10 protein-coding genes are annotated in these 15325 nt (G+C 48.8%); all 10 read left to right on the top strand.

Features of this window, described 5'->3' with window-relative positions; translation table 11 throughout:
* The coding region (locus tag NT178_17625) for an efflux RND transporter permease subunit (GenBank protein ID MCX5814341.1) at positions 1-1550 on the top strand (1550 nt) is incomplete at its 5' end.
* Positions 1547-2752: an efflux RND transporter periplasmic adaptor subunit gene (locus NT178_17620; protein ID MCX5814340.1), complete on the top strand. Its 1206-nt coding sequence runs from the start codon at positions 1547-1549 to the stop codon at positions 2750-2752. The genes NT178_17625 and NT178_17620, both read left to right, overlap by 4 nt.
* Entirely contained in the window at positions 2749-4296 is a 1548-nt protein-coding gene (locus NT178_17615) for an efflux transporter outer membrane subunit (GenBank protein MCX5814339.1), read from the top strand. The genes NT178_17620 and NT178_17615 overlap by 4 nt, the downstream gene beginning before the upstream one ends.
* 16 nt (positions 4297-4312) lie before the next feature.
* On the top strand, positions 4313-4795 hold the full coding sequence (locus NT178_17610) for a thioredoxin family protein (GenBank protein MCX5814338.1): 483 nt from the start codon (positions 4313-4315) through the stop codon (positions 4793-4795).
* Positions 4796-4810: 15 nt separating this feature from the next.
* On the top strand, positions 4811-5512 hold the full coding sequence (locus NT178_17605) for a cytochrome C biogenesis protein (GenBank protein ID MCX5814337.1): 702 nt from the start codon (positions 4811-4813) through the stop codon (positions 5510-5512).
* Between the two features lie 591 nt (positions 5513-6103).
* Positions 6104-8983 (top strand): SNF2-related protein, encoded by a 2880-nt coding sequence (locus NT178_17600; protein ID MCX5814336.1) that lies wholly within the window; start codon positions 6104-6106, stop codon positions 8981-8983.
* Between the two features lie 29 nt (positions 8984-9012).
* Complete coding sequence (locus tag NT178_17595; GenBank protein ID MCX5814335.1) at positions 9013-10437, top strand: putative DNA binding domain-containing protein; 1425 nt, start codon at positions 9013-9015, stop codon at positions 10435-10437.
* Positions 10434-12152, top strand: coding sequence for a site-specific DNA-methyltransferase (locus NT178_17590; GenBank protein MCX5814334.1), 1719 nt, complete (start codon positions 10434-10436; stop codon positions 12150-12152). The genes NT178_17595 and NT178_17590 overlap by 4 nt, the downstream gene beginning before the upstream one ends.
* Entirely contained in the window at positions 12153-14831 is a 2679-nt protein-coding gene (locus NT178_17585; protein MCX5814333.1) for a DEAD/DEAH box helicase family protein, read from the top strand.
* Positions 14832-14926: 95 nt separating this feature from the next.
* Positions 14927-15220 (top strand): hypothetical protein, encoded by a 294-nt coding sequence (locus tag NT178_17580; GenBank protein ID MCX5814332.1) that lies wholly within the window; start codon positions 14927-14929, stop codon positions 15218-15220.
* Positions 15221-15325 lie beyond the last annotated feature (105 nt).

Genomic DNA, 15325 nt, shown 5'->3' with positions numbered 1-15325 from the left:
CATGGCTTCTCATCCCACAGCTTGGGCAGGATTTCTTCCCTTCAGTTGACGCGGGCCAGTTCCGGCTGCATGTGCGTGCGCCAGGGGGGACGCGGATCGAAGAAACAACACGGTTTGTGGACCGCGTCGAGGCCGTGATCCGGGAAGAGGTTCCGACCGGTGAAATCTCCGGCATCCTCGACAATATCGGCATGCCCTCCGGGGGCCTCCCGCTCGTGTATATAGATAACGGTCTCACGGGAACTCGCGATGCCGACATCCTAGTGTCCTTGAACCATGGCCACCGGCCCACCGAAGGTTACATACGGCGCATGCGCGTCCGACTTAACCGCGACTTTCCGGGAGCCACGTTCTATTTTCTGCCCGCCGATATCGTAAACCAGACGATCAACTTCGGACTTCCGGCTCCCTTCGATATCCAGATCATCGGCAGAGACCGCGACAAGAGCCGTGTTATCGCAGCAAACCTCGCTGAAAAAATCAGGCGGGTTCCAGGAGCTGTGGACGTGCGCGTGCAACAGACTGCTGATCAACCGGAGTTCCGCTTTGCTGTCGACCGGACCAAGGCGTCGCAAATAGGTCTTACCGAGCGCGATGTGGCTACCTCAATGCTCTTAAGCTTAAGCGGCAGCAGCCAGACTCAACCCAATTACTGGCTCAATCCCAAAAACGGCATCCAATACCTGGTGAGCATCCGGGTGCCCGAGCATCCCATGGACTCTCTGGCTGCGCTCAACTCAATCCCGGTGAAAGCCGGTCAGCCCGATAAAAACGCGCCGCAGGTTCTCGCCAATGTTGCCACCGTTGACAGGATCAGCGCATCGCCCATCTCTTCTCATTACGACGTGATGCCGGTAATCGATGTCTTCGGCGGCGTGAGCGGCCGGGATCTGGGTGGAGTGCTGCGGGATATAAAACCCCTGATCGAGCAGGCAAAAAAGGAGCTGCCGAAGGGCAGCTTCATCATGCTGCGCGGACAAGCGGATACAATGAACTCAAGCTTCACCGGGTTAGCAATCGGGCTGATACTGGCGGTGGCGTTTATATACCTGCTGCTGGTCGTCTTCTTTCAAAGCTGGCTCGACCCCTTTATCATCATCACCGCCCTTCCCGGTGCTCTGGCGGGTGTGGTGTGGGGACTCTATCTCACTCTTACTACATTAAGTGTTCCTGCCCTGATGGGGGCGATTATGAGCCTTGGGGTCGCAACAGCGAACTCGGTTCTGGTAGTGAGCTTTGCGCGAACCTACCTTAATCAGGGCTCCGACCCACTGACCTCGGCATGGGAAGCTGGTATCGGCCGTCTGCGGCCAGTGCTCATGACAGCCCTTGCCATGATTATCGGGATGTTCCCCATGGCGCTCGCGCTCGGCGAAGGAGGCGAGCAGAATGCTCCTCTCGGCCGGGCAGTAATTGGAGGGCTGGTACTTGCCACCGTTGCGACGCTCTTTTTTGTGCCCGTTGTCTTCAGTCTGCTCCATCGGAAGAGCCCGAAAGGTCCGCAACCCGAGGAGGTCTATTTAACCAAAACCAATGAGGTGTTGCCATGAACTCGAAAAACGATAAATCCGCAGAAAAGCATAACGAGATAAAAACAGGGATTGGGCTAAGCCGCTCACCAGGCAAGTTCTGGCTCACGGCGACTGTCGTAGCGGTAGTGGTAATCATAGGCATTGTGGCCGGTCTTATACCGCGGCTTCTACAGCGCGCCGGGTTGCGTGCTGAGACGAAGGATCTCTCCGTTCACACCGTTACCGTCGTCTCGCCGAAGCCGGGCCAATCCGTATCGAACCTGTCCCTCCCTGCCGAAGTCAAAGCGCTGGTCGAAACACCGATCTACTCGCGTGCCAACGGTTATCTCAAGCGGAGGTTCGTGGACATAGGCAGTCAAGTTAAGGAAGGGCAGCTTCTTGCCGAGATTGACGCACCGGAGCTCAACCAGGAACTTGAGCGAGCTTGTGGCCAGCTCGCTCAAGCCGAGGCAGCCCTCGGGCTTTCGAAGATCACGGCGGAACGGTGGGCCGGTCTCGTGAAGACCGCCAGTGTAAGCGAACAGGAAAATGCCGAAAAGCAGGCTGACTTCAAACTCAAAACAGCCAGTACCGAGTCGGCCCGCGCCGAGGTGGGCAGGCTTCAGAAGCTCGAGTCGTTTCTCCGTTTAACAGCCCCATTTGCCGGAGTTATTACAGTCCGCAATATTGATTCGGGCGATCTTATTGTTGCGGGTGCCGGAAAAGAACTCTTCCACCTCGCTCAGACAGGGAGACTTCGCGTATTCGTGCAGGTTCCGCAGGCAATGGCGCGAAGCATCCGAACCGGCCAGACCGCCGAGATGACTTTTTTGGAACTTCCCAATCGGACGTTTAAGCCCAGGGTGATACGTACTGCGGGTGTCATGGCGTCGGACTCCAGAACGCTCCTGGTAGAGCTTGCTCTGGACAACCCAAAAGAGGAGGTCCTGGCGGGTGGTTATGCGCAGGTGCGCTTCACCGAAGCGAACCTGGAGTCAACGCTGACGCTTCCGGCGAACACGGTCCTGTTCCGCCCGGAAGGGCCGCAGGTGGGCATTGTCCAGCTTGACGGCAAGGTCGAGATGCGCATTGTGAAGCTCGGGCGTGATTTCGGGCAAACAATTGAAATACTGACAGGCGTGAACCCCAAGGACCGTGTCATCGTGAACCCTTCAGACTCTCTCGCAACCGGCACTACAGTGTCAGTTGACCAAGCTGACAAAAAGGAGAAGAGCCGATGAAGATGACTCAACAGCCCGCTTGCCTTACAACGAGAATTTGCCGTATCGTCGCTCTCCCGGCGCTGATAATGATGGTGATAGTTGTGGCGCTGAGCGGTTGCGCAGTCGGCCCGAACTACCAACGCCCGGGGACGACCACTATTCCCGCAGCTTACACCGGTGTTTCTGATGAATGGAAAGCTGCTGTGCCTCAGGCACACCTGCCCAAGGGCAACTGGTGGGAAATCTTCGGCGATCCTGAGCTGAGTGGCTTGGAAGCCGAGGCCGCGGAAGCTAATCAGGACCTCAAAGCAGCGTATGCCCGCTTCAATCAGGCTCGTGCTGTTGCCGATGTCGGGCGCTCCGGTCTTTTTCCCCGTCTGGGCGTCTCTTTTCTGCCGGTAGAACAGCGCGACTCTGAAAACCGACCTGTTGGCGGCAAGCCTGGTCAGACCTACGACACTTTCACCGTACCCTTTGACTTGAGCTATGAGTTCGATCTCTGGGGTCGGGTACGGCGTACTGTCGAATCAGCGACGGCTCAGGTGCAGGCTGTCGCGGACGATGTCGAGTCAATAAGACTTGCTATCCAGGCCGAAGTAGCAGCCGACTATTTCACGATTCGAGCTCTCGATGCAGACAAGGCACTGCTCCTGTCAAGTATCGAAGTATACAATAAGTCGCTCGTGCTTGTCCGCAACCGCAGAGCGGGCGGTATAGTCTCCGACCTGGATGTGGCGCAGGCGGAAACCGTTCTAAAAAGCGCCGAGGCTCAATTGCCTGATAACGCACTACAGCGCGCAAGGTTCGAGCATGCACTGGCCGTACTTACCGGCAAGAATGCGTCCCTTTTTAGCTTGCCGGAGCGACAACTCAGCTTGGCGCCTCTTATTGTTCCACCCGATTTGCCCTCTGAGTTGCTTGAGCGGAGGCCCGACATTGCTGCTGCCGAAAGGCGCATGGCTGCCGCCAACGCCACCATCGGGGTAGCCACTGCTGCGTTTTTTCCAACCATTAAATTGAGTGCTCAGGCAGGATTCTGGAGCGGAGATTTGAATGCAAATAGAAATATGAGCGACCTCTTCGAGTGGCCAAGCAGATTCTGGGCAATCGGACCATCCCTGACACTTCCCTTGTTCCAGGGAGGCCAGCTCACTGCCAACCTTCGCCAGACAAAAGTGCTGTATGAGGAAACGGTCGCCCGCTACCGTCAAACTGTATTAACCGCTTTTGCGGATGTCGAAAACAACCTTGTTGGTGAGCATCTGCTCGCCCGCCAATACGAACAGGTAATGGCAGCATCAAAAGCCGCATGTAAACAACTGGAAATTGCCAACAATCGCTACGACGCAGGCCTTGGGACTTATCTCGAAGTAGCGATAGCCGAGAACACTGCATTAGGAACTCAGCGTACCGCTATGCGCCTGCGCGGTCAGCAACTGGTGGCGGTTGTGTCACTGATCAAATCACTGGGTGGAGGCTGGCAAGAGACAAATAAAGATGGTGGAGAAAAAGCTAAGATTGCGACGGATTTTAATACTTTTACAAAAGGTTCTGAAGATTAAAACTTAGGAGGAGTAGATGTATTGGAAAAAGATTTTTGATATGAAATTATTTGCTGTAACAGCAATCGTTTTGATTGGCCTGCTTTTCATAGCAACCCCGGTCTCTCGCCCATTGTTTTCTGGTATTCAGGAAGTATGGGCAGCAGAGTCGAAGGCAAAAGCTCTTCAAAAAGATGCTGCTATGTCTTCAAAAAAGCTTCCCCGTCTTGTCGATGTGGGTGCCGATAAGTGCATCCCGTGCATCGCGATGGCGCCAATTTTAGAGGAGTTGAAGAAGGAATATGTCGGTATTCTTGATGTTGAGTTTGTTGATGTCTGGAAAAATCCGAACGCCGGTCAGAAATATGGAATCAGAGGCATCCCGACACAGATTTTCTATGATGCCTCGGGGAAGGAACTTGGCCGACACATGGGATTTATCTCGAAAGATCAGATACTTCAATCATTTAAAAAGCTTGGCGTAGAACTTAAGAGTCCTGCGCAAAAGAAGACCAGGTAAGAGGGCGAATATATTATGATTGAAAAGCTCTTCATATCTTTAACTGATGCTGTTTCCGGAACACCTGCCATTGCCATCGGAGCATCATTTCTCTGGGGTGTTTTGAGCCTGGTTTTAAGTCCCTGCCATTTATCGAGTATACCCCTTATCGTGGGATTTATCGATGAACAGGGGCGCATATCGACAAAGCGCGCGTTTTTTATTGCTTCACTTTTTTCATCAGGACTTATGGTGAGCATTGCCGTTATCGGCCTGTCCACCGCTATGGCAGGTCGTATGATGGGCGATGTGGGCAGATATGGTAATTACTTTGTTGCCGGTGTCTTTTTCCTTGTGGGGCTCCATCTCTTCGACATCATCCCTATGCCCTGGTCAGGTCCCGGAAATATCGGCATCAAACGCAAAGGCATACTTGCTTCCTTTATCCTCGGCCTGATCTTCGGCGTTGCCTTCGGACCCTGCACTTTCGCTTATATGGCCCCCATGCTGAGCATCACCTTTCAACTTGCCGGAACACAGATCTGGTACGGCATAATCCTGCTTTTGTCCTACGCCGTGGGCCATTGTTCGGTTATTGTATTGGCAGGCACATTTACAGAACTGGTTCAGCAATACCTCAACTGGAACGAACAATCAAAGGGACCGGTGATCGTGAAAAAAGTCTGCGGTGTTCTTGTGATAATCGGTGGCTTTTATATGATCTACACGACGTTATAGGAATCACTGAATAAGGGTTATTCTTTATTATTTCAATATTATATCCTGTCAAAAAGAAATTCTTCCTGTCATATATACCCCATCTTTATTTCCAACAAAAACCCTTTATTTGCTGAGAGTGTCTACATCAAGGATCGGCAACTCTTCCAAATTCCCATAAAACTACGGCGGAATCGAAAAACTGTTTGTATTTATGGAATTAAAGGACTAACGTATTCAGCAAAAAAGGAAGGGGGGCTATTCAAGGTTTAATATTCAGGGGTTTATGATTGCCATCAGCTAAAAACTAAAGCATGTACTTAAAAGGGGAAGTGTTAAAATTGCGGAATGCGGATTGTGAATTTTGTAAGTCTTAATCCTGCCGGAGGCGGGACATTGAGAATTTAACCGCTGTAATCATTTTAAATGATTGCATTTTTTGTTTTGAGGGGATAAAATCTTATTATAGTAAAATGTGATGAAATGGAAAAAAAGGGGTGGGAATATTTGTTATCAACAAGAAAAATTGGCTTTTTTTGCAGAGAGAGCGGCAAGAAATAACGCAATGTTTGCAGCAACTTCCCACTGTCCTTTTTTAAAACCAGAGATTAAATGCAATTAACGCCATACCATGCCAAATATTTTGCCTACGAGCTAACTAAGCGTTGCTCGTCGAGTAGCATCGGGAAATTTGCTGCCTCACTGTCGGATGCCCAGGTTGACCTGAACCCCCACCAGGTAGAAGCTGCCCTCTTCGCCTTTAGATCGCCTCTCTCCAAAGGTGCAATCCTTGCAGATGAGGTTGGGCTTGGCAAAACAATTGAGGCTGGCATCCTGCTGTCGCAAAAATGGGCCGATCGGAAGCGCAAACTCCTCATTATTGTCCCTTCGAGTCTTCGGAAACAATGGAATCAGGAGCTTATCGACAAGTTTTTCCTCCCTTCCATGATCCTGGAGACCAAATCCTTCAATCAGGAAATAAAAAAAGGGAACTTAAACCCTTTCAAGCAGCATGAGATAGTTATCTGTTCTTATCATTTCGCAAAGAGCAAAGATGCCTATATCAAACAAATTGCCTGGGACCTTATTGTCATCGATGAGGCCCATCACCTGCGCAACGTCTATAAACCGACAAACAAGATTGCAAATATGATCAAGTCCGCCGTAGCGCACTCACCCAAATTGCTATTGACTGCTACGCCTCTTCAAAATTCACTTCTGGAACTGTATGGCCTTGTAAGTGTGATTGATGAATATGCCTTCGGAGATTTGAAAAGCTTTAAGAACCAGTTTTCGAGGTTCACCGGTGTAGACAACTTTGATGATCTTAAAAGTCGCCTTAAACCAATTTGCCAGCGAACGCTCAGAAGACAGGTCCTGGAGTACATCAAATATACAAATCGTATACCCGTTACCCAGGAGTTTTACCCTACTGAGAACGAACAGAGACTGTACGATCTTGTCTCGGATTATCTCCAGAGACCTGCCCTCTATGCATTACCCGTGAGCCAAAGACAGTTAATGACGCTTATCCTCAGGAAGCTGCTTGCCTCTTCTACTTATGCTATTTCAGGCACATTGGATGCCCTTGCAAAACGATTAGAGGCAATAATTGACCGTCATGGCCAGCCAGCCACCCCCCTTGAAGATAACATATTTCAAAACTTCGAGACCTTTGATGAGGTAAAGGATGAATGGTCAGAGGAGGAGGAAGGGACAGTAACAGAGGAAGAACCTGCATACACCGGAGATGACATAAAGTTAATGAGAGAAGAAATTCATTCCTTGCGCGATTTTCATACCCTGGCCAGGTCTATACAGAAGAATTCAAAGGGAGAGGTGCTCCTGGCAGCCCTCCAGAGGGGATTCGCCCAGGCACAGGAGAAAGGCGCCGGTAAAAAAGCAGTGATCTTTACCGAATCGACGAGAACGCAGGAATACTTGAAAAGAATCCTCGACAATACGGAACACAAGGGCAAAATAGTGCTCTTTAATGGTTCCAACAACGATCGGGAATCAAAGGAAATCTACAGGAAATGGTTGGAGAAATATCAAGGGACCGACAGACCGTCGGGCTCAAAGACGGCGGATATGCGGGCCGCACTGGTGGATTGCTTCAGAGATGAGGCGGAAATTATGATTGCAACAGAAGCGGGGGCGGAAGGCATAAACCTCCAGTTTTGTTCCCTGGTTGTCAATTATGATCTGCCATGGAATCCACAGAGGATCGAGCAGAGGATAGGAAGGTGCCACCGGTATGGCCAGAAACATGATGTGGTAGTCGTAAATTTTTTGAATAAGAAGAACGCTGCCGATCAGAGGGTGTATCAACTACTGTCGGAGAAATTCAAACTCTTTGAAGGTGTGTTCGGGGCAAGCGATGAGGTCCTCGGAACCATTGAATCAGGGGTGGACTTCGAGAGGCGCATTGCCCAGATTTACAACAGTTGCCGCACCGAGGATGAGATTCAAACTGCCTTCGATGCCCTGCAGAAGGAAATGGAGACGCAGATCGACGAAACCATGAACATCACAAGGCAGAACCTCCTTGAGAACTTCGACGAAGAGGTCCATGAGAAGCTGAAGGTTAATCTCCGGGAAAGCAAGGCTTATCTTTCACGTTATGAAAACTGGTTGTGGGAACTTACCCGCTATTACCTGACTCCTTATGCGGACTTCTCATCAGATGACCATTCCTTTATGCTCCGGGAGAAACCCTTTCCCCATGAGAAGATCCACTCAGGCCCTTACAGGATTGGGAAGAATATTGAAGATGCAAATATATACAGAGTAGGCCATCCATTGGCCCAAAGGATTATCGAGAAGTGCAAAGTGCTCTCATTACCACTTCAGGAATTGATCTTTCATTACTCCACTACTCCCAAGAAGATCACAATCTTAGAGCCCCTCGTGAATAAAACGGGATGGCTGTCCGTGGTTAGCTTCACTATCAGTTCTTTTGAGGCGGAAGATCAGATTCTTCTTTGCGGGATAGGCGACGACGGCACCGAACTTGATAACGAAACGTGTCAGAGACTCTTTTCGTTACCCGGAACAATAAGCCCCAACGATGTGCCGATCCGGGATGGAGTCGACAGCCGTATCGACCGGATAAGGCACAGACTGGAAACTGAGGTCCTTCAGGCAAATGCGGAGCGTAACGCGGGGTTTTTCGATACTGAAATGGGGAAGCTTGAAAAATGGGCAGATGACGTAAAAAGCAGCCTTGAGATCGATCTGAAAGAATTGGATAAGGATATCAAGTTTCACAAAACCGAGGCAAAGAAGATTCTCAGCCTTGAAGAAAAGGTGAAAGCTCAGAGGGAAATCAAGGAGATGGAGAAAAAGAGAAATGCCTTGCGGCATAACCTATTTCAGGCGCAGGATGAGGTGGATGTAAAGAAAGAGAAATTGATCGACGAAATTGAAGCCCGCTTGCAGCAAAAGCTTGAAAGAAATGAACTATTCCTGATAAGATGGAAGATAATCTAATCATGCAGAGATACGAGGAGTGATCCTGAGTGACTGACGCTCATACAATAAATATGATTATTCAGGAAGGCGAAGGACTCACCGTCGAGTTCAAGGAGCATTTTACTCCGCGTATAGCCGAGGACATAGTCGCCTTTGCCAACACAAAGGGAGGGCTTGTTCTGCTCGGTGTTCGAGACAACAAGACTGTTATCGGCGAAAAGCTGACCAATGATCTAAAAGCAAAGATCAATACAACTGCCCGCAATTGCAGTCCTCCGATTCAAGTAAAGATCAGACAGACTGATGATGTCGTTGTTGTGGAGATTGTCCAGGGTGAAGAGAAACCCTATAGCTGTAGTGCTGGTTATTTCAGGCGACTTGACGGAACAACACAAAAAATGACAAATCACGAACTGCGGGTGATGTTCAAGGAAAACGAGCTGGACCCTTACGAAGACAAGATCAACAAAGATGCCTCATGGGAAGATATTTCAAGACAGAAGATACAGACCTTTCTAAAAGAAGCGGATATCCGCATCAAAAAGATCATACCCCATGAAATCATGACAAGTCTCAATGCAGCACACGATGGAAAAATCACCAACACTGGCATTCTTTTTTTTGCAAAAGACCCTAAGAAACATATTTTCCATGCAAGAATGACGCTTATTGCATTCAAAGGAACGGACCGCATTCACATTTACGACAGGGAAGATATTGCCGATGATCTCCTTACACAGTTCAATGGGGCCATTGTGTTTTTGAAAAGACACTTGAACGTACGTAGCGAGATAAAAGGGGTAAACCGAAACGACATCTACGAAATACCCTTCGCAGCGCTCCGGGAAGCCATAGCCAACGCTATTATCCACAGGGATTATAGTATACGCGGTACGAGCCTTACAATCGAGGTTTATGACGACCGCGTAGAAATCACAAATCCGGGAGGTCTACCTAAAGGTCTGGCAAAAAAAGACTTTGGAAAGATATCAGTAAGGCGGAATGAGCGCATTGCCGATCTGTTCTTCAGAATGGACAAGGTAGAGCTTGCCGGTACAGGCATACGAAGAATGAAAGAAGCTATGGTTCAGGCAGATTTGCCCCTACCGAAGATCAGACAAACAAACTTTTTTACTATCACCTTCAAACGGCTAACCTCAGAGGATATGGAAGAAATATTCCCATCGGGCGCAGCGCAGCGCAAACGTGTCGGTGCTACTCCCGGTGGGGGGGCAGAAAAGGGGGCAGAAAAGGGGGCAGAAAAGGGGGCAGAAAATCTTTCGCCGAATGAAAGTGCCATCTACAATCTTATATTCAAGAATCCTGCTATCAGCAAAGCAGCAATGGCGCTTGAAGGAAAGCTGACCAGAAAAACTGTGGAATACAACCTTAATAAACTCAAGGCAAAAGGACTTATCAAACGCATCGGCCCAGATAGAGGCGGACGTTGGGAGATTGTCGACAATCAATGACCGAGAGAAAACAGAAACTTGAATTGACATGGATCGGGAAGGAGAACAGGCCGAGGCTGGAACCGAGGATTTTGCTGGACGACCAGGAGAAGTCGTATCATGCCCAACAGCGGATTTCGGAGAAAGACATTTTTGACAACCGGCTCATCTTCGGTGATAATCTGCTGGCACTGAAGGCGCTGGAGCAGGAGTTTGCGGGGAAGATAAAGTGTATTTTTATTGATCCGCCGTATAATACGGGTAGTGCGTTTACTCATTACGACGACGGTATAGAGCATTCTATTTGGCTGAGCTTGATGCGAGACAGGCTGGAACTGTTGCGGACGTTGTTGTCTGATGATGGTTCAATATGGATAACCATTGACGACAACGAAGGCCACTACCTCAAGGTGCTGTTGGATGAAGTATTTGGCCGAGGCCATTTCATCGGGTCAGTAACTTGGGAGAAATCAGATAGCCCAAGGATGGACGCCCAGTACTTTTCCTCCAGGCATGACTATGTACTTGTGTACGGCAAAAACAGAGATCGGTTGGTGTTCAACAAACCTCCGAATGAGTCGAAAGAGTTGGCCGACCATTATGACAAGATTGACAATGAGGGCCGTCCGTATTATCTGAAGCCGCTCCGGGCTATGGGAGGTCAGGGTGACTCAAGGATGGCAAGGCCGAAATTGTTCTATGCATTAGTTGCACCAGATGGAACAAATGTGTTTCCACGCAGACAAGACGGGTCAGATGGCGCATGGAGGTGGAGCCCAGAAAAGGTTGAACGAGAAAAAGACCGAATTGAGTGGAAGAAAGGACGAAATGGCTGGAATCCCTACTTCCGTATTTACGGTGATGGGCAGTTGTTGCGTCCTGCAGAAACCATATGGTTTCATTCAGAGGTCGGAAGCAACAGAACCTCTAAAGCGGAGGTAAAGGCACTAATCTCGGATCTGGAACAATTTGAGACACCCAAGCCCGAACGATTGCTTAAGCGAGTCATTGATATTGCTTCTTCCCCTGATGACATCGTCCTTGACTCCTTTGCTGGTTCGGGCACAACAGGTGCAGTAGCGCACAAAATGGGCCGTCGCTGGATCATGGTCGAGCTTGGTGAGCACTGCCACACCCACATAATCCCCCGTATGAAAAAGGTTATCGATGGAGAAGACCCCGGCGGCATTACAAAGGTTGTGGACTGGAAAGGCGGCGGCGGGTTCCGTTATTTCCGTCTTGCGCCGTCGCTCCTCGAAAAGGACAAATGGGGCAACTGGGTCATCAGCAAGGAATATAACGCCACTATGCTTGCCTCTGCCATGGCAAAGCACGAAGGGTTTGTCTACAATCCTGATGAGACTTTCTACTGGAAACAGGGAAAGTCCACTGAAAAGGATTACATCTTTACCACGACCAATTTCATCACCGTTGAGTATCTGGACAGCATTCATGAAGAGATGCAACCTGACGAAAGCCTCCTTATCTGCTGCAAGTCCTTTCAGGAGGCATGCGAAGATCGGTACGAGAATATCACCATCAAGAAGATTCCCAATCTGCTCCTTGGCCGGTGCGAATTCGGAAAAGAGGATTACAGTCTCAATATTGCCAATGAAATTCAATCAGATGCGGAGCCGGTGGATGAGAAAGAACATGCTGCGGACAAAAAAGGCAAAACGGGAAAGAAAAAAGGACCTGCAAATCAACCCGCGCTTTTTGACAAGGAGGGCGAATAGATGAATAGAATCGCTACCTCCATCAAAAACCGGTTAAGCCTCCGGGCTCCCCAGGTAAAAAGTCTGGAGATTTTGTCCGACCTTGCGGATATACTTTCCTTGCGCAAAAACACAGATTTAACCGCAGAATTGGAGAAAGTCAAAAGCCTTTATCCTACATGCACGGATTTTGAGAGAACCTTTCCTTCTCTCTGTTTTGCCCTTGCAACAGGGGTAGGGAAGACGAGGCTGATGGGTGCGTTCATCGCTTATCTCTATCTGGCAAAGAATACCCGGAACTTCTTTGTTTTGGCGCCTAACCTCACCGTCTACAACAAGCTGATCGATGATTTTTCCAACACCGGAAGCCCCAAGTATGTCTTTCAGGGTATCGGCGAGTTCGTCCACCGGCGACCCCGGATCATCACCGGGGATAATTATGAGGAGGTCCGTCAGGGGGAACTATTCAAGTATGAGATCCACATCAACATCTTCAACATCGGTAAGATAAACGCCGAAACGAGGAGCGGCAGGTCTCCGCGGATCAAGAGACTGGTGGAATATCTCGGGAACTCCTATTTCAATTACCTTTCCAACCTCGATGATCTTGTGGTTCTTATGGATGAGTCGCATCATTACCGTGCCGACAGGGGCATGGAAGTTATCAATGAATTGAACGCCATTCTCGGCCTTGAACTTACGGCGACACCGCAGGTAGAGCGGAGCGGCGGGGCGATCAAATTCCGGAACGTTGTCTATGAATATTCTCTGGCAAAAGCTATTCGGGACGGCTTCGTAAAAGAACCTGCTGTGGCAACGCGGAGAGATTTCGACCCCACCCACTATACCCAGGACGACCTTGACAGAATCAAACTGGAAGACGGTATCCGTCTCCATGAAGACACGAAGGTTGCTCTCGACATCTACGCCAGAGATATGAAAGTAAATCAGGTCAAGCCCTTTGTGCTCGTAGTTTCTCAAAATACGGAACATGCTGGGAAACTGAAGGAGATGATATCATCAAAAGGGTTTTTCGATGGGTATTATGCCGATAAGGTCATGGAAATCCACTCGAACCAGACCGGCGGTGAAAAGGACGAGAACATCGAGCGGCTTGTCTACCTTGAAAACCCTTTAAACAAGATAGAAATCGTTATCCACGTGAATATGCTGAAAGAAGGCTGGGATGTGACGAACCTCTATACCATCATCCCTTTGAGGACAGCTACATCCATGACATTGCGGGAACAAACCATCGGAAGAGGGCTTCGTTTACCCTACGGGAAAAGAACCGGCAACGACAAGGTGGATAAGCTCACCATTATTGCCCACGACAAATTTCAGGAAATTGTTGATGAGGCAAATAAGCCGGGTTCAATCATCAGAAAGGAAAATATCATCACGATTGATTCCGAAGAATTGAGTCAGCCCAAAGAGGTGATTAAGGCAAACTCCAGTATGGAACAAAGAATGGTGGAAGAGCAAAAACGGATCGATGCAATCACAGAACCTGAAGCGAAACAGAAAGCCCAGGTCAACCTGGAGGTGCGAAAGGTCATCCTTTCAACCCTCCCCGAAATGAATACGGAAGTAGCGAACATCTCAGAGTTGAAAAAGGATGAAATCAGGGATATTGCCGTTGAGAAGATACGGCAGAAGATAGAGTTTGCGCCGCAGCCGTATCTCTTTGCAGATGAGATGATACGGGAAGTGGAGAAGGCCTACGAGGTTATAGTAGAGGAGTTCACCGATAACATCATCGAGATTCCCCGAATCATGATCCTGCAAAGTACGGAATCGAAATCAGGCTTCCGTGAGTTTGACCTTGATGTCAAAAACCTTAATTATCAGCCCGTATCGGAGGAAATTCTCGTCAAGAAGCTCCGGGAACAGGAAAACAGTGTCGACATCGTCATCGGAAAAGGCAGGATTGTTCTAGATTTCCCGGACAATATTATCGTCAATGAGCTTATCAACTACTCTGAAATTGACTACGACGTACAGTCCGATCTTCTTTTCAAGTTGGCAGGCGAGGCGGTTCAAAAATTCAGGACATACCTCACGGACGACAATCTTGAGAATGTTGTTCAATTCCATAAGAAAGAAATCGGCCAATACATCTATTCCCAGATGATGGAACATTTTTACTTTGAAGCACCGGTTTTTCAAAAGCCGGTCATCAAACCCTTTTCAAGAATCGAGGAACACAACTTTTCCAAGTATACAAAGGACAGCATCCATCATTACACCGAGACCATAACGCCTACCAACGCGATCCCGAGCAAAGTATTCAGCGGCTTCAAGAAGGCCTGCCATGACCTCTATAAATTTGATTCCAAGACTGAAAAAGACTTTGCTATTATTTTGGAGCAAGACAATGTGGTTCTGAAATGGCTGCGCCCGGCGGCAAAACAGTTCAGGATTTATTGGAAGCACAACTCTAAGCAATACCATCCCGACTTTGTGGTAGAGACTGGGGGCACGATTTACATGGTAGAGACAAAGAAGGAAGGCGATATGGAAACTGCCGAAGTCCGGGAAAAAACAGAAGCAGCCCTCCTCTATTGCAAAAACGCTACGGAGTTTACGGCGCAGCACGGCGGCAAACCTTGGAAATATGTGCTCATTCCGCACAATGCCGTAATGGTCAATATGAGCTTTGAAACGCTGACACGAAAGTTTGCTATTGTTGGCGGTTGAAGATCGTGGGTATCTGCAGCCGGGAAAGGATAAAGAATTAGGGGTTAGGGCTTAAAGTGCTGTTTCTGAAGCAATTTGTAACAAAGGGGCATAACGTGGACAGCCTTGTGAGCGAGTTGGTGAGTTACGATAGGAGACCCGAAGACCTATCCAAGGCAATTTCCGACACATTGTCGGCAATTGCTCAAATCTCTGGAAAGTCAATAAAGACGATGTTTTACGGGCTATCGCTCTTAAAGCTTCCTTCTAATCCGTGGCTTGAATCATTTGATGAAATGGTTGGGTTAATAAATATTGAAACAATTCAGCCTTTAACCCAAAACCAAAAATTCGTCCAAGCCCGAGATCTGCTTCTGCCGCGGCTGATGAGCGGCGCTATTGAGGTATAAAATTATGAAAAAGAATAAACAGATTGCCAAACAGAACACATTTACGGAATTTCTGCTCTACACTACGCCCGGCGGCGAGCTGCACGAAGATTCAGTTATTTCCAT

The sequence above is a fragment of the Pseudomonadota bacterium genome (assembly GCA_026388255.1).
Lineage (GTDB): Bacteria > Desulfobacterota > Syntrophorhabdia > Syntrophorhabdales > Syntrophorhabdaceae > JAPLKB01.
This window is presented reverse-complemented; position numbering and strand designations above follow the sequence as displayed.

Coding starts and splice junctions, on each gene's coding strand:
- NT178_17620 (MCX5814340.1), top strand. CDS start 1,547: ATGAACTCGAAAAACGATAAATCCGCAGAAAAGCATAACGAGATAAAA.
- NT178_17615 (MCX5814339.1), top strand. CDS start 2,749: ATGAAGATGACTCAACAGCCCGCTTGCCTTACAACGAGAATTTGCCGT.
- NT178_17610 (MCX5814338.1), top strand. CDS start 4,313: ATGTATTGGAAAAAGATTTTTGATATGAAATTATTTGCTGTAACAGCA.
- NT178_17605 (MCX5814337.1), top strand. CDS start 4,811: ATGATTGAAAAGCTCTTCATATCTTTAACTGATGCTGTTTCCGGAACA.
- NT178_17600 (MCX5814336.1), top strand. CDS start 6,104: ATGCAATTAACGCCATACCATGCCAAATATTTTGCCTACGAGCTAACT.
- NT178_17590 (MCX5814334.1), top strand. CDS start 10,434: ATGACCGAGAGAAAACAGAAACTTGAATTGACATGGATCGGGAAGGAG.
- NT178_17585 (MCX5814333.1), top strand. CDS start 12,153: ATGAATAGAATCGCTACCTCCATCAAAAACCGGTTAAGCCTCCGGGCT.